An 18,039-nucleotide genomic window follows, 5' to 3' on the forward strand; every position below is an offset into this window, starting at 1 on the left:
CCGGCCCGCGGTCAGACCGTGCCGCCATCCACGACGAGATGCTGCGCCGTCACCATCCGGCTGTCATCGGCGGCGAGCCAGAGCACCATGCGGGCGATGTCCGGCGGATAGAGCCGCTCCTTCAAACATTGCCGGTCCATATTCGCGGCCTCGTCCTTGGGGTTTGCCCATTTCTCCAGCTGGCGCTCGGTGAAGATCCAGCCGGGGACCACCTCGTTCACCCGGATCTTGCTCGGGCCAAGGTCGCGGGCTAGGCCGCGGGTCAGGCCGCGGACGGCGGCCTTGGCGGTGGTGTAGGCCGGCATGCCGCCCTGCGCCTTCATCCAGGAGACGCTGCCGAGATTGACGATGGAGCCACCGCCGGCCTCGATCATCATCGGCGCCACGGCCTGGGCGCAGAAGAATTGGTGGCGGAGATTGGTCTGCATCCGCTCGTCCCAGTAATCGGGCTCGACCGTCTCCCAGCCATGCCGGTCGTCGCGGGCGGCGTTGTTCACCAGCACGGTGACGAGGCCAAGCTTCACCCTGATCTCGCCGACGGCGGCGCGCAGGGCGGCGATGTCGCGCAGGTCGCAGGGCAGGAAGAGCGCGCCGGTGCGCTCGGCGACCTTCGCCCCGTTCTCCCGGTCGAAGTCGAGGAAGGCGACCCGCGCGCCCTGGGTCGCGAAATGCTCGACCATGCTGGCGCCGATGCCGCTGGCGCCGCCGGTGATCAGCACCACCCGGCCCTGGAGGCTGGGATATTGAGCGAAGGCTGCGGTGCCGCTCATGCAGGGGCGCTCCTCGTTGGTCACGTGGCCTGAACCGCCGATGCGCGCCGTGGTTTCACCCGGTGACAGGCGGCAGGACGGGTTGGGCATCCAGCCAGGTCGAGAACCAGGACAGCCCGAAATGCAGGTGCGGCCCGGTGGCGCGGCCGGTGGCGCCGACCGCGCCGATCTGCTGGCCGGCGCCGACGCGCTCGCCCTCCGCCACATGCTGGGCCGATTGATGGGCGTAGAGGCTGTTCACCCCATGCCCGTGGTCGATGACCGTGAGCCGGCCGAAGAAGAAGAAATCCGCCGCCAGCACCACCTGCCCGGCGGCAATGGCCAGGATCGGGGTGCCGGTCGGGGCGGCGATGTCGAAGCCATAATGCGGCTGGCGCGGCTCGCCGTTCAGGATGCGTTGGCTGCCGAAGACGCCGCTGATGCGGCCATGCGCCGGCAGTAGGAAAACGGCAGCGAAATCGGTGCGGGCGCTGTCGGTGGTGCGGGCGGCGGCCAGCCGCTCACGCTCGGCCGTGATGCGGCGGAGGGCGTCGGGGTCCGGCGTCACCTGGGCCGGGGGGAGGCCGGTGATGCGCTGCACGGGCCAGTCGCGCCGGGCGATGGCAAGGCGTTGCGCCTCCGGCCGCCCGCCGGGCGGGGTGACGGTGAGCGTCGCCTCCGCCGCATGGTCGCGGCCGAAGCCGAAGGCGTGCTCGCCGCCCGGCCCGATGCGGATGGGCTTGCCATCCAGCGCCAGCCGCGTCCCCGGCGCGACGCGGCCGCGGACGAGACCACCTTGGACCAGCCCTTCGGCCGGCACGGCGAAGGCTGGGCGGGCGAGCAACAGGCCGGGGAGGGCGAGGGCGGTGCGGCGACGGATCATAGCAGGGTCTCCTGCGCTGGCTTGTCGCGTGACCTGCGCTTTCCGGGCGGCTTCGCGCCATCGGCCGTCGCCTGCGCCTCGCCATCGGCGAAGGTGAGGACGAGACGGCCGCCGGCCGGGATGGCGTCTGCGCTGGTGATCGGCGCACCCTCGGCATCGCGCACCAAGGCGAAGCCGCGGGACAGGACGGACTGGAAGGACCCGCCTTCCAGCCGCGCCGCCAAGCCTTCCAGCCGCAGCCGCTTCTCGCGCAACAGCGACTCGACGGGCGTGGCGCTGAAGCGGGCGAGGGGAGGGGCCGTGCGGTTGCGGGCCTCGGTCCGTCCCCACGCGGCGCGGCCGCGGGCCTGGAGCAGGGCGATCATCGCTCGGCGCGCAGCGATGCCCTCGCGCGGATGCGGCAGGCGTGGCGCGAGGCGGCTCAGCTCGCCGCGCTTGCGCTGGACGAGGCCTGGGAGCGCGAGGGCGAGGCGCTCGCCCCGGTCCTCCAGCCGCTGGCGCATGGCGCCGAGGATGTTGGGCAGGTCGGGCAGGCCGCGCTCGGCCAACATCAGGCGGCGGCGGGCCCGCTCGACCAGGGTACGGCCGAGCTGGAGCAGCCGGGCCTCGGTCTGCGCCAGGTCGGCGAGAAGGTCGGTGCGGGCGGGAATCGCCATCTCGGCCGCCGCCGTCGGGGTCGGGGCGCGACGGTCGGAGGCGAAGTCGATCAGCGTGGTGTCCGTCTCGTGGCCGACGGCGCTGATGAGGGGGATCGGGCTCTCGGCCGCGGCGCGGACGACGATCTCCTCGTTGAAGGCCATCAGGTCCTCGAGGCTGCCGCCGCCGCGGGCGACGATGATCACGTCCGGCCGCATCGCCCCTTCCAGCCGGCCGAAGCCGCGGATGGCGGCGGCGATCTGCTCGGCCGCACCCTGGCCCTGGACGGCCACCGGCCAGAGCAGGATGCGGCGGGGAAAGCGCCGGGCGATGGTGGTGCGGATGTCCTGGATGACGGCGCCGCGCTCGCTCGTCACCGCGCCGATGGTGGCCGGCAGCATGGGCAGGCGGCGCTTGCGCCCGGGGTCGAACAGCCCCTCCTCCAGCAGGCGCTTCCGCAGCATCTCGATGCGGGCGAGGAGGGCGCCCTCGCCGGCGAATTCCAGCCTGTCGATGACGAGCTGGTATTTCGAGCGGTCGGCATAGGTGCCGATGCGCCCGGTGGCGATGACCTCGATGCCGTTCTCGGGCTTCACCGAGAGCCGGCCGACCGAGGTCTTCCAGATGACCGATTCGAGCTTCGCCGCCTCATCCTTGAGCGAGAGATAGATATGGCCGGAAGGGTAGCGCTTCAGCTCCGTGATCTCGCCGCGCACGCGGACCCGGCCGAAGCTCTCCTCCAGCGTCCGCTTGATGGCCCCGGCGATTTCGGAGACGGCGAATTCGGGAATGTTGGCGCGCGGCGCGGGTGTGTCCATCGCCCTAGCTTATGCTAGAGCCGCCGCGGTTTGGAGGGTGCGGCGATGAAGGTGCTGGTGGTCGGCGGCGGCGGGCGGGAACATGCGCTGTGCTGGGCCATCGCCCGGTCACCCTTGCTCGGGCGGCTGTATTGCGCGCCGGGGAATGCCGGCATCGCGGCGGTGGCGGAATGCGTGCCGGTCGGGACCGAAGACGTGGCCGGACTCGTCGCCTTCGCCAGGACCGAGGTGGTCGACTTGGTGGTGGTCGGGCCGGAGGCGCCGCTGACGCTCGGGCTGGCGGATGCCCTGGCCGCGGCCGGGATCAAGGTCTTCGGGCCTAGCCAGGCAGCGGCGGCGCTGGAGGGGTCGAAGACCTTCACCAAGCAAGTGGCGGATGCCGCCGGCGTGCCGACCGCGGCCTGGGCGCGGTTCGAGGATGCGGCGGCGGCGCGGGCCCATCTGCAGGAGCGCGGGGCGCCGATCGTCGTCAAGGCGGATGGGCTGGCGGCCGGCAAGGGCGTCGTCGTCGCAGCGAGCGTTGCCGAAGCGGAGGCTGCCATCGCCGACATCATGGAGAGCCGCATCCATGGCGCGGCCGGGGCGAGCGTCGTCATCGAGGAATGCCTGGTCGGAGAGGAAGTCTCCTTCTTCGCCCTCTGCGACGGGGAGACGGCCGTGCCGCTCGGCGCCGCGCAGGACCACAAGCGGGTCGGCGATGGCGATACCGGGCCGAATACGGGCGGCATGGGCGCCTATTCGCCGCCGCCCGCCTTCACCCCCGCGCTGGAGGCGGAGGTGATGGAGCGCATCGTCCTGCCGAGCCTCGCCGAGATGGCGCGGCGGGGGACGCCGTTCCGTGGGGTGCTCTTCGCCGGGCTGATGCTGACTGAGGCGGGGCCGAAGCTGATCGAGTTCAACGTCCGCTTCGGCGACCCGGAATGCCAGGCGCTGATGGTGCGGCTGCGCTCCGACTTGCTGGTTGCGCTGCTGGCGGCGGCGGAGGGGCGCTTGGCCGAGGTGGCGCTGGAGTGGGACCCGCGGCCGAGCCTCTGCGTGGTGATGGCGGCGGAGGGATATCCGGGGGCCTATCGCAAGGGGACGGCGATCCGCGGGCTGGACCGGGCGGCGGCGGTGCCCGGTGTGCAGATCTTCCATGCCGGGACGGTGGCGGGGCCGGACGGGGCGGTTCTGGCGAATGGCGGCCGGGTGCTCGGCGTCACCGCGGTTGGCGAGACGGTGCGGACGGCGCGGGACGCAGCCTATCGGGCCGTCGATGCGACCGACTGGCCCGAGGGCTTCTGTCGCCACGACATCGCTTATCGCGCCCTTTAACTCGAAGTTTCCAAAGGCCTTTCGGCCTTTGGTGGGGAAAGGGCAACAGGGGCGAAGCCCCTCTCGTATCAGGCGGTCGCCGCCCGAGGCGCACCGCGCCATTGCAGCGCCAGCAGCACCGCGCCCAGCGCCACGCCAATCCAATGCGGCGCCGGCACCGCATTGCCGAAGGCCGCTTCGACCAGCGCCGGGAAGATCATCAGCAGGCCCGCCACGGCGAAGCCCACGCGCTCCCACCCCGCCATGGCCCGCCGCGCGAAGCCCTGGCAGGCGGCGGAGAGGGCGGCGAGGCCGGCGGCGGCGAGGAAGATCTGCAACGCCACATCGCCCCAGCCCATGCCCGGCTTGAAGGCGAGCAACAGGCCGACGCCGTCCGGGTCGGTGACGAAGACGAAGGGCAGGACGAAGGCGGGCAGGGTGTATTTCCAGGCCTGGAGCGTCGTCCGGTAGGGGCCGGCGCCGGTGATTGCCGCCGCGGCGAAGGGGGAAAGGGCGGTCGGCGGCGAGACCTCGGACAGCACGGCGTAGTAGAAGACAAACATGTGCGCCGCGTAGTCCGGCACGCCGAGCTTGATCAATGCGGGTGCTGCGACCACGGCGCATATGATGTAGCTGGCCGTCACCGGCACGGCGAGGCCGACGATCCAGACGATCAGCGCGGTGTAGAGCGCCGTGATGACGAGGTTGCCGCCGGCTGCCTGGATGGCGATTTCGCTGAATTTCAGCCCGAGCCCGGTCAGGGTGATGACGCCGACGATGATGCCGGCGCAGGCGCAGGTCGCGGCGATGCCGACCGATTGCACGGCGCCGGAGGCCAGCGCCTCCACCAGCTTGCGCGGCCAGAGCGCGCTATCCCGCCGGAGGAAGGAGAGCAGCACGGCGACGACCATGGCGTAGAGCACGGAGAGCGTCGGCGAGTAGCCGAGCACCATGAAGACGACGATCGCCAGCAACGAGGAGAAGTGGAAGCCGTACTTCTTCGTCAGCGCCCAGGGGCTCTCGACCGAGATGACCTCGCGCTCCGTGCCGGCCGCGGCGTGCTTGGCGCCGATGCGGCGCTGGTCGAGCTCCACCATGAAGAGGAGCGAGGCGTAGTAGAGCACGGTCGGCACGGCGGCCATGCGCAGCACCTCGAGATAGCCGATCTTGAGGTATTCGGCGATCAGGAAGGCCGCGGCACCGAGCACCGGCGGCGAGATGATGGCGCCGAGCCCGCCGGCGGCGAGCAGCCCGCCCGCATCGTCCGGCCGGTAGCCGACGCGCCGCATCATCGGCCAGGCGACGGTGCCGAGCGTCACGGTGGTGGCGACGCCGGAGCCGGAAGGCCCGCCGAGCAGGAAGGAGGAGAGCACCACCGTCCGCCCCGCCGAGGTCGCCTTGCCGCCCGTCGCGGAGAAGGAGAAGTCGACGAAGAATTTGCCCGCGCCGCTGAGCTGGAGGATGGCGCCATAGATGGTGAAGAGGATGATGAGGCTGGCCGAGACATCGACCGCCGTGCCGAAGATGCCGTCGAGGGTGATGGTGAGGTGCGGGATCAGCCGGTCGGTCCCGTAGCCCTGGTGGCGCCAGGGCGGCGGCAGCAGGTTGCCGAAGAAGGCGTAGAGCATGAAGAGCCCGGCGACGACCGGCATCACCCAGCCGGTGGCGCGCCGCGTCACCTCCAGCACCAGCACGACGAGGATCCAGCCGATGACGAGGTCCATCGGCTCGGGGAAGACGTAGCGGTCCAGCAGGTCGTCGCCGCCGGCGATGAGGTAGTAGGTAACGTAGATGCCAGCGGCGAGCAGCGCCCAGTCCCAGGGCATGAAGCGGTGGCGGAAGCGCCGCGCCACGGGGAAGAGCAGGAAGCCGAGCGCCATGGCGAAGCCGACATGGACGAAGCGGAGCGTCGTCGTCGGCACGATGTCCCAGGCGGCCCAGAGATGGAAAAGCGCCATCGCCAGCGCCACGCCGGTGCCGACCCAGCCGAGCCAGCCGGAGAAGCGGTTCTGCGCCCCCTCCTCCTCCTCGATCAGCGCCTCGACGCGGGCGGCGGTCTGGTCGTCGAGCGCTCCCGGGGCTATTTCGGGCGGAAGGGTGGTGCTCATTCTCGGGCGGGCTCCTGCCGGCTAGGGAGAGTTTGCCCTCCCCCGTTGCGCCTCCATCTACCCGGAGGCGTGTGCTTCGCCCATCCCCTACGGATTTGTCACCAGCCGGTGCATGATCGCGGCCCGCCGTGGCGCGTCAGTGCGCGGATAGCAAGGGAAGCCCCCATGGCCCTGACCCCGACCCCGACCCAACCCGGCCCGATGACCCTCACCGGCCGCTTCCCGCTGGTGCGGCTGATGGCGCGCGGCTGGTGGATGTTCATGCTGCGCGGCGTCTTCGCCATCCTCTTCGGCCTGCTCGCCTTCATGGTGCCGGGGCTTGGTCTCGCGGTGATCCTCGGCTGCCTCGCGGCCTGGATGGCGCTGGATGGGGCCGGCACGCTGTATCAGGCGGTGAAGGGGCCGCCGGAGCGGCATGGCGCCTGGTTCTGGGTCGATGGCATCCTTTCGCTCGTCGCCGCGGCGGCGCTGCTGCTGGCGCCGGTCGCCTCGGCGATCGGGCTGGTCTTCCTCGTGGCGGCCTGGTCGGTCGTCACCGGGGTGGTGCGGCTGGTGATGGCCTTCCGCCTCGGCAGCGTGCTGATGGGACTGTTCGGGGCGATTTCGGTCTTCATCGGCGCCTGGATGATCGCGGCGCCGGGCGCGGGGCTGCTGGCGCTGATCTGGCTGGTCGCCATCCAGGCGGTGGCGACCGGGGCGGTGCTGCTCGGCCTTGGCTGGCGGCTGCGGCGCGTCGCGCATGACCCGCATGGGCCGGCGATGGGACGCGGCTAGGCTTCGAGGCTCGCATCCCAGTAGAGGAAGTCCTGCCAGGTCCGGTGCAGCTTCTCGCGCGGCGCCTGGCGCTTGGCCGCCTCGTCGATCTGGTGCGGCGTCGGCTCGATCGGCGTACAGAGCAGGCGGAGGCCGCTTTCCCGCAGCGAGCGGCTGCCCTTGAACAGGTTGTCCCGCTGGCAGCAGGTGACGACATTCGTCCAGGAGGAGACGCCGCCCTTGCTGCGCGGCACCACATGGTCGAAGGTCAGCTCCTTCGCCGGCAGGGTTTCGCCGCAGTACTGGCAGCTGAACCGGTCCCGCAGGAAGACGTGGTAGCGGGTGAAGGCGACCTTGCGCCGCTTGTGGAAGCGCTTCAGCGCGACGACCGAGGGGATGGCGAAGGACTGGCTCGCCGAATGCGCCTCGACCTCGTAGTCGACGATGCGGTTCACCCGGTCCTGCAGCACGGCGACCAGCGCATCCTGCCAGGACCAGACGGAGAGAGGACCCCAGCTGAGCGGCTGCATGTCCGCATTCAGCACCAGGGTCTGGAGGTTCGACACATGGGTCATCTGAGCCGTCCTGCCTTGCGGAAGGAGGCCCGAGGGATCAACCCAGTGAGATAGCCATCGCCGTCAGGCAAGCGCCGCTCCCTGTTCGGTGCGGTGCCAACAAGCCATGGGGCCTGTCACGGCGGAAAGGCCCCATATCCTGTGGCGCCGCCGATCTATAGGCGCATTCTTGCCAGTCCGGTTGCCGCGGCGCAACAGGCTGGCGGCTTTCTTTCATCCCCCTGTCATGCCGAAGGCCCGGGCGAGGGTGCGGGCGCCGGCCTCGATCCCGGCCGGGTCGATGGCATGCGGCAGGCCGGGCCGGTAGAGCGCCTCGACCGGAACGTCGGCAGCCCGCAGCGCCGCCTCGGCCATGCGGCTGGCGGCGACGGGGACGATGTCGTCCGCCTCGCCATGGACCAGCAGCACCGGCGGGTGGCCAAGGATGTCCGCCGACAGCGACTCGGGCGCCAGCAACGCGCCCGAATAGGCCAGGATGGCGGCCGGCGTCGGGTGCCGCCGAAGGCCGAGCTGAAGCGCCATCATCGCCCCCTGGCTGAAGCCGGCAAGGGCCAGCGCCTCGGGCGGCAGGCTGAATCGGGCAAGCTCCGCCTCGACCAACGGGCCGAGAGCAGCCGCCGCCTGCGCCACACCCGCGGCCATCGCGGCGGGGGTGCGGTCCTGCAGGCTGAACCATTGCCGGCCATAGGGCGCCATGTCGCAGGGATGCGGGGCGTCGGGGGCGATGAAGGCGGCCCCGGGCAGGGCCTCCCCCCAGTCGGGAGCGAGTTGGATCAGATCCTGCCCATCGGCGCCGAGGCCGTGCAGCACCACCACCAGCTGCCGCGCCTGGCCCGGCTGGGCGCCGAATCGAGGTCCGTCGAGGCCTGCCATCGTCGCTTGCTCCCTTGCCGCCCGACCCGCTACCCCGGCGGGCCATGGCTGTCATCACCCGCTTCGCGCCGAGCCCGACCGGCCTGCTGCATCTCGGCCATGCCCATGCCGCGCTCACGGCCTGGAGCGCAGCGCGCCGGGCCGGCGGGCGGTTCCTGCTCCGGACCGAGGATATCGACGGCACGCGCTGCCGGCCGGAATTCGCCGTGGCCATCCTCGAGGACCTGGCCTGGCTCGGCCTCGACTGGGAGGGGGAGGTGCGGGTGCAGTCGCGGCACATGGCGGAGTACCGGGCGGCGCTCGACCGGCTCGCGGTACGCGGGCTGCTTTATCCCTGCTTCTGCACGAGGGCCGGGATCGCGCGCGAGGTAGCGGCCGCTGGCGCCGCGCCGCAGGGGCCGGACGGGCCGCTCTATCCGGGAACCTGCCGGCGCCTCGCCCCCGCGGTGCGCGAAGCGCGGATCGCAGCCGGCGCACCCTATGCCCTCCGGCTCGACATGGCGGCGGCGCTCGCCCTCGCCCCGGCCGGCTTGTCCTTCGAGGAGGCGGGGGAGGGGCGGCTGCGCTGCGACCCGGCTCAATTCGGCGATGCGGTGCTGGCACGAAAGGAGGTGCCGGCGAGCTACCATCTCTGCGTGACCCATGACGACGCGCTCCAGGGCGTGACGCTCGTCACCCGTGGCCTGGACCTGAAGCCGGCGACGCATCTGCATCGCCTGCTCCAGGTGCTGCTGGGCTGGCCGGAGCCGCGTTATGCCCATCACCGGCTGCTGACCGACGCGGCGGGGCGGCGTCTCGCCAAGCGCGATGGGGCGCCCAGCCTCCGCGCCCTGCGGGAGGCTGGCCGCAGCCCGGCCGAGGTGCGTGCCCTGGCCGGATTCGCCGGCACATGACACGATGGTTGCCATGGATGCCGTGCCGCCGCCCGAGGACCCGCCCCTTGCCGAACCCGCCTACCGGGTCTTCGACCGCGCTGCCTGGGCGGGGCTCCGGGCCAGTACGCCGCTTTCCCTGACGCGGGCCGATATCACCGCGCTGAAGGGCCTCAACGAAACCGTCTCGCTGGCCGACGTGCAGGAGATCTACCTGCCGCTCTCCCGCCTGCTGAACCTCCAGGTCCGGGCGGCGCGGCGGCTGGCCATGGCGCAGGATGCCTTCCTCGGCCACCAGGCGGCACCGCCGCCCTATGTCATCGGCATCGCCGGCAGCGTGGCGGTGGGGAAGAGCACGCTGGCCCGCGTGCTGCGCGCCATCCTTGCCCGCTGGCCCGACCATCCGCGCGTCGAGCTGGTGACGACCGATGGCTTCCTCCACCCGACCAAGGTGCTGGAGGAGCGGGGGCTGATGCGGCGCAAGGGCTTCCCCGAGAGCTACGACCTGAAGCGCATGCTCGGCTTCCTCAATGCGCTGAAGGCGGGCGAGCCGGAGGTGGCGGCGCCGGTCTACTCGCACCTGAAATACGACATTATCCCCGGCGAGATGCAGGTGCTGCGCCGGCCGGACATCGTCATCTTCGAGGGGCTGAACGTGCTGCAGCACGCGGCCGGTGCGCCGGTCGTCGCCTCGGACTATTTCGATTTTTCGGTCTATCTCGACGCCGCCATCGGCGAGATCGAGGCCTGGTACATCGAGCGCTTCCTGCTGCTGCAGAAGATCGCCTTCCCCAACCCCGACAGCTACTTCCACCACTACCGCGACCTGCCGCTCGACGAGGCGAAGGAAGTGGCGCGGGGCATCTGGCGCAGCATCAACCTGCCGAACCTGCAGCAGAACATCCAGCCGACCCGGCACCGCGCGCGCCTCGTGCTGCGCAAGGGGCGCGACCATGCGATCGAGCAGGTCTGGCTGAGGCGGATGTAGCTGCGCCATCCAGCTGCCATGCCTCGTTCCGCCTGCCATGCAGGCACCCTTCCGGTTGCCGCGCGTTGCGGACGGGAGCCGCCAGCCAGGACGGCAGCGGCAAGACCGGGACAATGATGATGGCAACGACCGATATCGAGACCGACGTGCCCTTCCATGAGAGCTTCGACATCCGCCACGGGGCACTGACGGACAACTGGGGCGCCGACTATTCCGTCCCCGGCCAGGTGACGCTCACCGGCAATGCCGGGATGATGGAGCCGGCCTTGGCCACCACCTCGGGCCATGGCTACGGCACCTACACGGTGACTGCGAAGTTCGACGGCAACATGCCCGGGTCCGCCATCATCCTCTGGCCCGGCGACAACAACTGGCCAGGACAGGAGATCAACCTCGCCGAGGTCGCCAACGACGGAAGCGGGCGGCAGTACGCCACGCTGCACTGGAACAACGATGGCGAGGACGCCATCCGCGTGCACTTCCACGAGGGCGTCAAGGGCGGCGTGTTCCACAGCTACCAGCTCGTCTGGGAGCCGGGGAAGCTGACCTGGCTGATCGATGGCCAGGTGACCGCGATCGACCGCGAATACGTCCCGCGCGACTACGACCATGGCGGGATGAACAACGTCATCGGCGTGCTCAACAACAGCCCCGATACGACGCTGACGGTGACGGACGTGGATTACGTGCCGCTCGGCGGCACGCCGCCCGCTGCCGCGCCGGTGCCGGCAGCTCCGGTGGCGGAGCCGGCCCCGGCGCCCGTCGCCGAGGAGCCGATCGACTGGTACGCACTCGCGGCCCGGGCGACGGCCAATTACGAGGCAACCGGCTACTGGTTCTACTGACCGCGCCATGCTGATCCCGAGCCGGCAGCATGGGCTGATCGATTACGGCGTGGCGGCGATGCTGGGCGGCCTTGCCGCCTCGCGGGCGCTGCCGCCACCGGTGCGCGGGGTGCTCGGCGTGGCGGCGGCCTATCACGGCTCCTACTCGGCGGTGACGGATTACGAGATGGGGCTGCGGCCCCGCCTCACCATGCGGCAGCATCTGGGGCTGGATGCCCTGGGCGGGGCGGCGCTGCTCGGCGCCGGGCTCGCCCTGCGGCGGCAGCCGGGCCAGGCGCGGGCGCTGCTCATCGGCCTCGGACTTGCCGAGCTGGCGGTGGTCGCCTTCAGCGAGGACCGGGCGGCGAGCGGCCCGCGCCTGCTCGGCACTGAGGCGCCGCCCGGCTATCCGCCGCTCGATGTGCCGAAGCCGGTGGCGGAGGGCGTGCATATCGTCGACAGCCTGATGGAGGGACCGCTCGGCACCGAGCTGCCGGTGCGGATGACGGTGCTGCGGCTGCCGGATGGCAGCCTGCTGCTGCATTCGCCGACGCGCTTCTCGCCCGCGCTCGGCGAGGCGCTCGCCGGGCTTGGTCCGGTGCGGCACCTGGTGGCGCCGAATATCGCGCACTGGACCTTCCTCGAGGCCTGGCAGCGCGCCTTCCCCGAGGCGGTGACCTGGGCGGCGCCCGGCCTGCGCCAGCGCGGCCAGGTGCGGCGCAGCCGGGTGCGGCTCGACTACGACCTGCACCCGAGCCCGCCCGCGGCTTGGGGCGGGGCAATCACCCTCGTCACCGTGCCGGGCGGCTTCGGCTTCCACGAGGTTGCCCTTTTCCACGAGCCGAGCCGGACGCTGGTGCTGACGGACTTGGTGCTGAACCTCGAGGCGCCGCGCCTGCCGGCGCTGCTGCGGCCCGTCGCCCGGCTGTTCGGCAGCCTGGCGCCGGACGGGATGCCGCCGCCCTATCTGCGCGCCGTCATCCGCTGGCGCCGCCGTGCCGCGACCCGTGCGGCGGAGCGGCTGCTGGCCTTGGAGCCGGACCGGGTGATCTTCGCCCATGGCCGCTGGTTCGAGCGGTACGGCACCACGGCGCTGCGCCGCTCGCTGCGCTGGCTGCTCGGCTGATGGGCGGCGGGCGCCGGGCCGCCGCGCTCACCCTGGCAACGGCGGTGAATGGCACCCACCGCCCTCGCCGTGCTCAGGCCGCCATGTTGTCGAGTAGCCGCACGCCGCCGAGGCGGGCGGCGGCGATCAGCCGGCCGGGCGGTGCCTCAAGCTCGCGCAGGCTTTCTGGCTCCACCAGGGCGAGGTAGTCGAGGGCGAAGCCGGCCGCCGCCAGCCCCGCCCGCGCCGTGGCCAGCGCCGCGGCAGGGGGGGTGCCGCGGGCCATCGCCTCGATCGCCGCCCGCATCGCGCCCGGCAACGCCGCCGCCCGGCCGCGCGCCTCCGGGTCGAGGTAGCGGTTGCGGGAGGACATGGCCAGGCCATCCGCCTCGCGCAGAGTCGGGCAGGGGAGGATGCGCACCGGCAGGTCGAGGTCCCGCACCATCCGCCGGATCACTTGGAGCTGCTGCCAATCCTTCTCGCCGAAGGCGGCGACCCGCGCGCCGGTCTGCAGGAAGAGCTTGGCGCAGACCGTGGCGACGCCGCGGAAATGGCGGGGCCGCGCGGCGCCCTCCCAGCCCTCGGACGGGCCATCCACCTGAATCGTTGTCGCGCGGCCGGGCGGATACATGGCCTCGACGCCCGGCAGCCAGGCGAGGTCGCAGCCGGCCTCGCGCAGCATGGCGAGGTCTGCCTCCTCCTGCCGCGGATAGCGGCTGAAATCCTCGCCCGGGCCGAATTGCAGCGGGTTGACGAAGATCGAGGCGATGAGGGTGCCGGCCTCGCCCACCTCGCGCCGCGCCGCCGCCAGCAGGGAAAGGTGGCCGGGATGCAGCGCCCCCATCGTCGGCACCAGGGCGACGGGACCCAGGCCATCGAGGGCGTGGCGGAGGTTCGGCAGGTCTCGGGCGATGCGCATGGCCAAGGCTATTCCGTCGGCCCGTCGCATGGAAGCGGGCCCGGGCAGCCGGAGCTCGGCAGCCCGGGCCAAGGGCAGGCTACCGCGCCTGCCCGGACTTCTGGCGCCGCTCGACCGTATGCGGGATGTCGAGTGCCGCAAGCGCGCGGTTGAATTCCGGCAGGTCGGCATCCTCGGGCAGCCTCGCCAGCAGCATGGCCAGCAAGTCGGCCTGGATCTCCGGCGGTATGTTCTGGAGATACTCGGCAGCGAGCATGGTCCTGTCCTCGCTGCCGAGGCTTGTCGCCAGCGGCGGGAAGATGAAGGATTCCGGGACGATCTCGTTGAGCGCCTTGCCGCTGGCGAGGGGCAGGCCGGTCTGCGTCTGGTCCGAGATGGCGCCGGTGGCGGTCAGGAAGGTGGCGCGGTTCTGCGGCGTCAGCAATGTCCGGGCCGGACGGTCGAGCTGCCGGCCGAGGAACGGGAAAGGTTTGCGGAAGATCGGCGGCAGCCGGATGCGGACGAAGCCGCGTACCTCGAAATTCGTCATGACGAGCGGCGTCGGCTCGATCGGGTCGATCACGCCGAAGGCGCTCGGCAGCACCGCGACGAGGGCCGTGCCGCCGGCGGGAACCGTGATCAACCGATCGCCGGCGGCTGGAAAGGGGGACGGGCTGGCCGTCGGGAAGCGGGGCGTGAAGACGCTGGAAGCGAGCGACCCGTTCAGCACGCCGAAGCGGTTGTCGGTGCCGCCGGTATCGACGATGCAGAGCGTATTGCCGGCGAGGCTGCGGAAGGCCTGGTTCCGGCGTGCCGACAGGCGGCGGAAAGATGACGAACTCCAGCGCGTATCGCAGCGGCACGGGCTCCAGATTGGTGATCTCGAGGAAGTATCCCTGGAGGACGCGGTCCACCGCCATCGAGCCGCTTGGCGCCGCGGGGGATTGGGGCTTCAGAAGCAATTCGAAATTCGAGACTTCCATGACTGCCTCCCTGTTCGGCATGCAGGGTCCGGCCTTTTGGATGTGTGGGCCGTGTATTTCCTCCCAGCCGGCTCCGAAGGGCAGTAAGCGCCGCCGGTAATGCAATGCCGGCGACGGGTAGTGCCGGTGATGTGCGAAGCATCGGCGGGGGGCACCTTCCGGTGAGGCCCTGCGACAAACCGCATGGACTTGCAGGCAGGGCGGCGGCATGGTCCGCCGCCTCATGCCGCATCCCCTCATCCGCCTGCTGCCCGGCCGCGACCGCCGGGTGAAAACCGGCCACCCTTGGGCCTTCTCCAACGAGATCACCATGACGCCGGCCGCCAAGGCGCTGCCGCCCGGCGCCGTCGCGCGGCTGGAGGGGGATGACGGCCAGCGCCACGGCACCTGGCTGTTCAACCCGCACAGCCTGATCGCTGCCCGGCGGCTCGACAGGGACCCGGAGGCCATGATCGACGCTGCCTGGCTGCGCGGCCGCCTCGGTGCGGCCCTGGCGCTGCGGGAGCGGCTGTTCGATGCGCCGCACTACCGGCTGGTTCATGCCGAGGCGGATGGGCTGCCGGGCCTCGTCATCGATCGCTACGGCGATGCGCTGGCGCTCCAGGCCAATACCGCCGGCATGGAGGCGCTGACCCCGGCGCTGGTGGAGGCCCTGCAAGGGCTGGTCAGCCCGCGCCTCATCGTCGCGCGCAACGACGCTTCGGTGCGCGGGCTCGAGGGGCTGCCGCAGGAGACGCGGCTGCTGCTCGGGGAGGCCGGGCCGGTCCATGCCGAGGAGGGCGGGCTGCGCTTCGCCGTCGACCTGCTCGGCGGGCAGAAGACCGGCTGGTTCTTCGATCAGCGCGAGCACCGGGCTCGCGTCGCCCGGCTCGCCGCGGGCGGGACGATGCTGGATGCCTTCTGCCATACCGGCGGCTTCGGCCTCAGCGCCGCCGCGGCCGGCGCCGCGCGGGTGACGCTGCTCGACCGCAGCGCCCATGCCCTCGACCTCGCCATGGCGAGCGCGGCGGAGAACGGCCTGGCGGAGCGCGTCTCGGCGGAGCGGGGCGAGGCGATGGAAGCGTTGGAGCGGATGGGCCAGTCCGGCACCCGCTTCGACATGGTGGTCGCCGACCCGCCGGCCTTTGCCAAGAGCCGTAAGGACCAGCCTGCGGCGCTGCGGGCCTATGGCAAGCTGGCCCGGCTGGCGGCGGGACTGGTGGCGCCGGGCGGATTCCTCTTCATCGCCAGCTGCAGCCACCATGTGGCGCCGGGCGAGTTCGCCGATGCGGTGATCTGGGGCATCGGGCGTGCCAGGCGGGAGGGGCGGCTGCTCTTCCAGGGTGGGGCGGGGCCCGATCATCCGGTGCATCCGCTGCTGCCGGAGAGTGCCTACCTCAAGGCCATGCTCTTCCAGCTTGCATGACCGCCGGCCTGATCGCCGCCTATCGCCGCACCACCTACGAGGCCGATGGCGCCCGCGCCCGCATCGGCCGGCGCAGCGCCGCGGTTGATGCGCTGCTCGCGCAGCTTGGGGTGCGGGAAGGCGGTTTCGTCACCGCCTGGAATCCGTTCAGCCGGAAGATGCCGAAAGGTTGGAACGACCGCATGCTCGCCCGGCTGCGCGAGGTGGCACATCGCCTGCCGCAGGCCGAGGGCGCAGGCGGCGCCGGGGGCTGGGAGGAGCGGCACCTGCTGCTTGGCGGCGATCCGCGACGCATCGCCGTGCTTGGCCGGCGCTTCCGCCAGGTGGCGATCGTCACGGTGCGGCGCGGCCAGCCGGCGCGGCTGGCGGTGCTCCAGCCTCAGAGGTAGCGCTGGATGTCGAGCGTGCTCTCCTTGCCCAGCGTGTCGAAATGCCGGGCGAGGAAGCCGTCCGCCGCCTCCCGCCCGTAGCGGCGGAGGATCTGCAGGAATTCCCAGTCGCCGTTCAGCTTGGTCGAGAGCTTGAACTCCCGCATCCGCTCCTCGTCCTCGATGACGTGGAGGAAGATGCGGCGGTAGCGCGGCTGCTCCAGCCGCCCCGCATCGAGCAGGCGCTGCACGAAGTCGATCGCCCGCATCTCCGCCATCAGCGAGGCGTTGAAGTTGATCTCGTTCAGCCGGTTCATGATGTCGGTGGCGCTGGTCGGCAGCTCCGCCCGCATGATGGCGTTGATCTGCACCAGCACGATGTCGGGCGCGCCCCGCTCGTAGTAAAGCGGCCAGAGCGCCGGGTTGCCGACATAGCCGCCGTCCCAGAAGGCCTCGCCGTCGATCTCGACGGCGCGGAAGACATTCGGCAAGCAGGCCGAGGCCAGCACGACGTCCGTGCTGATCTCCGCCCGGGTGAAGACGCGCGGCTTGCCCGTCCGCACATTGGTCGCCGAGATGAAGAGGCGCACCGCCTTCGGGTCAGTGCGCAGCCGCCGCCAGTCCAGGTTGTCGTCCAGCACCTGCCGCAGCGGGTTGAACTCCATCGGGAAGGGGTTGAACTGGTAGGGCGAGAAGACGCGGGTCAGCGTCTCGAAGGTCTGGTAGGCGACCGAATAGGTCAGGTCGAAGCCCCAGAGCGCCTTCTCGAAGGGTGTGTTGCGCAGCGGGCTGACGGCGAGCCGCGCCGCCACGTCGCGCCACATGCGGTCGAGAGCGCGGATCGCTCCCTCCCGCCCGCCATCCGCCAGGCCCTGGACCAGCACCGCGGCGTTGATCGCCCCGGCCGAGGCGCCGGAGACGCCGTCGATCGCGAGCCTCTCGTCTTCTAGCAGCCGTTCCAGCACGCCCCAGGTGAAGGCGCCATGCGTGCCGCCGCCCTGGAGCGCGAGGTTGATCCGCTTGGGCGCCGGCGGCTTCGCCACCGCCGGCGCCGGTACCGTCCCTGGTGCCTCTCCCTCCATCAGGCTGCCAGCCAGCCTCCGTCGATGGACAGCGCCGCGCCGTTCACCCCGCCGCTGCCGGGGCCAACCAGGTAGAGCGCCATCTGCGCCACCTCATCCACCTCGATCCAGCGCTTGGAGGGCTGCTTGTCGAGCAGGTAGTCCTCGAGCGCCTGCTGCTCCGAGACGCCATGCTCCTTGGCAAGCGGACCGACCTGCGCCTCCGCCAGCGGCGTGCGGACGAAGCCGGGGCAGATGGCGTTGCAGGTGATCGGCAGCTTCGCCACTTCCAGCGCCACGGTCTTCGTCATGCCGACGACCGCATGCTTGGCCGAGACATAGGCGACCTTGTGCGGCGAGGCAACGAGGCCGTGCGCCGAGGCGACGTTGATGATCCGGCCCCATTTGCGCGCCTTCATCCCCGGCAGCGCCGCCTTGATGGCGTGGAAATTAGAGGCGAAGTTGATGGCGATGATGGCGTCGAACTTGTCGTCCGGGAATTCGTCGACCGGGGCGACGAACTGGATGCCGGCATTGTTGACGAGGATGTCGATCTTGCCGAGCGCTGCCTCGGCCTCGCGGACCATCTGCCGCACCGCCTCGGGCTTCGACAGGTCGGCCGCCGAGTAGGGTGCGTCGCCGCCGCCCTGCAGGGCGCCGATCTCGGCCCGCGCGCGGGCAATCTCCTCCGGCTTGCCGAAGCCGTTCAGCATCACCTTCGCCCCGGCCTCGGCATAAATCTTCGCGATGCCGAGCCCGATGCCGCTGGTGCTGCCGGTGACGAGCGCGGTGCGCCCCGCGAGAATCTGATCCATCCGTCTGAACTCCTTTAGCCCCGGTGGCGGCA

The 18,039-nt window shown here is 71.3% G+C and carries 19 protein-coding genes; 9 read left to right on the forward strand and 10 right to left on the reverse strand.

What is annotated here, in order from left to right; translation table 11 throughout:
• Nucleotides 1–11 precede the first annotated feature (11 nt).
• The 3 genes from LH62_RS13470 to xseA are packed head-to-tail and all read right to left on the reverse strand — an operon-like array spanning nt 12 to nt 3,086.
• Nucleotides 12–770, reverse strand: a complete 759-nt coding sequence (locus LH62_RS13470) for an SDR family NAD(P)-dependent oxidoreductase (protein WP_043362005.1) — start codon at nt 768–770, stop codon at nt 12–14.
• Nucleotides 771–825: 55 nt separating this feature from the next.
• Nucleotides 826–1,632, reverse strand: a complete 807-nt coding sequence (locus LH62_RS13475) for a M23 family metallopeptidase (RefSeq protein WP_043362007.1) — start codon at nt 1,630–1,632, stop codon at nt 826–828.
• Complete coding sequence (gene xseA, locus LH62_RS13480) at nt 1,629–3,086, reverse strand: exodeoxyribonuclease VII large subunit (protein ID WP_043362009.1); 1,458 nt, start codon at nt 3,084–3,086, stop codon at nt 1,629–1,631. The genes LH62_RS13475 and xseA overlap by 4 nt, the downstream gene beginning before the upstream one ends.
• A gap of 45 nt (nt 3,087–3,131) precedes the next feature.
• On the opposite strand from xseA, the gene purD reads away from it, so the two are divergent.
• Nucleotides 3,132–4,400 carry a phosphoribosylamine--glycine ligase gene (gene purD, locus LH62_RS13485; RefSeq protein ID WP_043362012.1) on the forward strand — a complete coding sequence of 423 codons (1,269 nt, stop codon included), beginning with the start codon at nt 3,132–3,134 and terminating at the stop codon, nt 4,398–4,400.
• A 68-nt stretch (nt 4,401–4,468) separates the two neighbouring features.
• Here the strand turns inward: purD and LH62_RS13490 are convergent, their stop codons facing one another.
• The gene (locus LH62_RS13490) at nt 4,469–6,487 is read right to left on the reverse strand and encodes a TRAP transporter fused permease subunit (RefSeq protein WP_043362014.1); all 2,019 of its coding nucleotides are present in this window, start codon (nt 6,485–6,487) and stop codon (nt 4,469–4,471) included.
• Between the two features lie 165 nt (nt 6,488–6,652).
• Here LH62_RS13490 and LH62_RS13495 point away from each other — a divergent pair, with 165 nt between their 5' ends.
• A complete protein-coding gene (locus LH62_RS13495) occupies nt 6,653–7,261 on the forward strand; it encodes an HdeD family acid-resistance protein (RefSeq protein WP_052214407.1) in 609 nt (202 codons plus the stop codon).
• Here the strand turns inward: LH62_RS13495 and LH62_RS13500 are convergent.
• Together LH62_RS13500 and LH62_RS13505 are read right to left on the reverse strand one after the other, a co-directional pair.
• Nucleotides 7,258–7,815: an HNH endonuclease gene (locus LH62_RS13500; protein ID WP_043362017.1), complete on the reverse strand. Its 558-nt coding sequence runs from the start codon at nt 7,813–7,815 to the stop codon at nt 7,258–7,260. The genes LH62_RS13495 and LH62_RS13500 overlap by 4 nt on opposite strands.
• 213 nt (nt 7,816–8,028) lie before the next feature.
• On the reverse strand, nt 8,029–8,688 hold the full coding sequence (locus LH62_RS13505; RefSeq protein WP_043362019.1) for an alpha/beta hydrolase: 660 nt from the start codon (nt 8,686–8,688) through the stop codon (nt 8,029–8,031).
• Between the two features lie 44 nt (nt 8,689–8,732).
• Here LH62_RS13505 and gluQRS point away from each other — a divergent pair, with 44 nt between their 5' ends.
• The 4 genes from gluQRS (at nt 8,733) to LH62_RS31515 (ending at nt 12,498) form a co-directional block, all read left to right on the forward strand.
• Nucleotides 8,733–9,581 (forward strand): tRNA glutamyl-Q(34) synthetase GluQRS, encoded by an 849-nt coding sequence (gene gluQRS / locus LH62_RS13510; protein WP_043362021.1) that lies wholly within the window; start codon nt 8,733–8,735, stop codon nt 9,579–9,581.
• 13 nt (nt 9,582–9,594) lie between these two features.
• Nucleotides 9,595–10,548, forward strand: coding sequence for a type I pantothenate kinase (gene coaA, locus LH62_RS13515; protein ID WP_043365790.1), 954 nt, complete (start codon nt 9,595–9,597; stop codon nt 10,546–10,548).
• A 119-nt stretch (nt 10,549–10,667) separates the two neighbouring features.
• Entirely contained in the window at nt 10,668–11,393 is a 726-nt protein-coding gene (locus LH62_RS13520) for a family 16 glycosylhydrolase (RefSeq protein ID WP_160299836.1), read from the forward strand.
• A gap of 7 nt (nt 11,394–11,400) precedes the next feature.
• Nucleotides 11,401–12,498 carry a DUF4336 domain-containing protein gene (locus LH62_RS31515; protein WP_201445495.1) on the forward strand — a complete coding sequence of 366 codons (1,098 nt, stop codon included), beginning with the start codon at nt 11,401–11,403 and terminating at the stop codon, nt 12,496–12,498.
• Between the two features lie 73 nt (nt 12,499–12,571).
• Here LH62_RS31515 and panC read toward each other — a convergent pair whose 3' ends face one another.
• Nucleotides 12,572–13,396, reverse strand: coding sequence for a pantoate--beta-alanine ligase (panC, locus tag LH62_RS13530; RefSeq protein WP_043362026.1), 825 nt, complete (start codon nt 13,394–13,396; stop codon nt 12,572–12,574).
• A gap of 79 nt (nt 13,397–13,475) precedes the next feature.
• The gene (locus LH62_RS13535; protein ID WP_043362028.1) at nt 13,476–14,018 is read right to left on the reverse strand and encodes a hypothetical protein; all 543 of its coding nucleotides are present in this window, start codon (nt 14,016–14,018) and stop codon (nt 13,476–13,478) included.
• Nucleotides 14,019–14,070: 52 nt separating this feature from the next.
• Here LH62_RS13535 and LH62_RS13540 point away from each other — a divergent pair, with 52 nt between their 5' ends.
• From LH62_RS13540 to LH62_RS13550, 3 genes are all read left to right on the forward strand, one after another.
• Complete coding sequence (locus tag LH62_RS13540; protein ID WP_043362031.1) at nt 14,071–14,445, forward strand: hypothetical protein; 375 nt, start codon at nt 14,071–14,073, stop codon at nt 14,443–14,445.
• 121 nt (nt 14,446–14,566) lie between these two features.
• Entirely contained in the window at nt 14,567–15,763 is a 1,197-nt protein-coding gene (locus LH62_RS13545) for a class I SAM-dependent rRNA methyltransferase (RefSeq protein WP_043362033.1), read from the forward strand.
• The gene (locus tag LH62_RS13550; protein ID WP_052214409.1) at nt 15,760–16,152 is read left to right on the forward strand and encodes a DUF3293 domain-containing protein; all 393 of its coding nucleotides are present in this window, start codon (nt 15,760–15,762) and stop codon (nt 16,150–16,152) included. Before LH62_RS13545 ends, LH62_RS13550 begins: the two co-directional genes overlap by 4 nt.
• Here the strand turns inward: LH62_RS13550 and LH62_RS13555 are convergent.
• Together LH62_RS13555 and LH62_RS13560 are read right to left on the reverse strand one after the other, a co-directional pair.
• Nucleotides 16,143–17,213, reverse strand: a complete 1,071-nt coding sequence (locus tag LH62_RS13555; RefSeq protein WP_043362034.1) for a patatin-like phospholipase family protein — start codon at nt 17,211–17,213, stop codon at nt 16,143–16,145. The genes LH62_RS13550 and LH62_RS13555 overlap by 10 nt on opposite strands.
• Nucleotides 17,213–18,007, reverse strand: a complete 795-nt coding sequence (locus LH62_RS13560) for a 3-hydroxybutyrate dehydrogenase (protein WP_043362037.1) — start codon at nt 18,005–18,007, stop codon at nt 17,213–17,215. Before LH62_RS13560 ends, LH62_RS13555 begins: the two co-directional genes overlap by 1 nt.
• Nucleotides 18,008–18,039: the final 32 nt, after the last annotated feature.

This window comes from Belnapia sp. F-4-1, assembly GCF_000802185.1.
Classification (GTDB): Bacteria; Pseudomonadota; Alphaproteobacteria; order Acetobacterales; family Acetobacteraceae; genus Belnapia.

Coding starts and splice junctions, on each gene's coding strand:
- purD (WP_043362012.1), top strand. CDS start 3,132: ATGAAGGTGCTGGTGGTCGGCGGCGGCGGGCGGGAACATGCGCTGTGC.
- LH62_RS13475 (WP_043362007.1), bottom strand. CDS start 1,632: ATGATCCGTCGCCGCACCGCCCTCGCCCTCCCCGGCCTGTTGCTCGCC.
- LH62_RS13470 (WP_043362005.1), bottom strand. CDS start 770: ATGAGCGGCACCGCAGCCTTCGCTCAATATCCCAGCCTCCAGGGCCGG.
- LH62_RS13490 (WP_043362014.1), bottom strand. CDS start 6,487: ATGAGCACCACCCTTCCGCCCGAAATAGCCCCGGGAGCGCTCGACGAC.
- LH62_RS13495 (WP_052214407.1), top strand. CDS start 6,653: ATGGCCCTGACCCCGACCCCGACCCAACCCGGCCCGATGACCCTCACC.
- LH62_RS13545 (WP_043362033.1), top strand. CDS start 14,567: ATGGTCCGCCGCCTCATGCCGCATCCCCTCATCCGCCTGCTGCCCGGC.
- LH62_RS13550 (WP_052214409.1), top strand. CDS start 15,760: ATGACCGCCGGCCTGATCGCCGCCTATCGCCGCACCACCTACGAGGCC.
- LH62_RS13500 (WP_043362017.1), bottom strand. CDS start 7,815: ATGACCCATGTGTCGAACCTCCAGACCCTGGTGCTGAATGCGGACATG.
- coaA (WP_043365790.1), top strand. CDS start 9,595: ATGGATGCCGTGCCGCCGCCCGAGGACCCGCCCCTTGCCGAACCCGCC.
- LH62_RS13560 (WP_043362037.1), bottom strand. CDS start 18,007: ATGGATCAGATTCTCGCGGGGCGCACCGCGCTCGTCACCGGCAGCACC.
- panC (WP_043362026.1), bottom strand. CDS start 13,396: ATGCGCATCGCCCGAGACCTGCCGAACCTCCGCCACGCCCTCGATGGC.
- LH62_RS13505 (WP_043362019.1), bottom strand. CDS start 8,688: ATGGCAGGCCTCGACGGACCTCGATTCGGCGCCCAGCCGGGCCAGGCG.
- gluQRS (WP_043362021.1), top strand. CDS start 8,733: ATGGCTGTCATCACCCGCTTCGCGCCGAGCCCGACCGGCCTGCTGCAT.
- LH62_RS13520 (WP_160299836.1), top strand. CDS start 10,668: ATGGCAACGACCGATATCGAGACCGACGTGCCCTTCCATGAGAGCTTC.
- xseA (WP_043362009.1), bottom strand. CDS start 3,086: ATGGACACACCCGCGCCGCGCGCCAACATTCCCGAATTCGCCGTCTCC.
- LH62_RS13555 (WP_043362034.1), bottom strand. CDS start 17,213: ATGGAGGGAGAGGCACCAGGGACGGTACCGGCGCCGGCGGTGGCGAAG.
- LH62_RS31515 (WP_201445495.1), top strand. CDS start 11,401: ATGCTGATCCCGAGCCGGCAGCATGGGCTGATCGATTACGGCGTGGCG.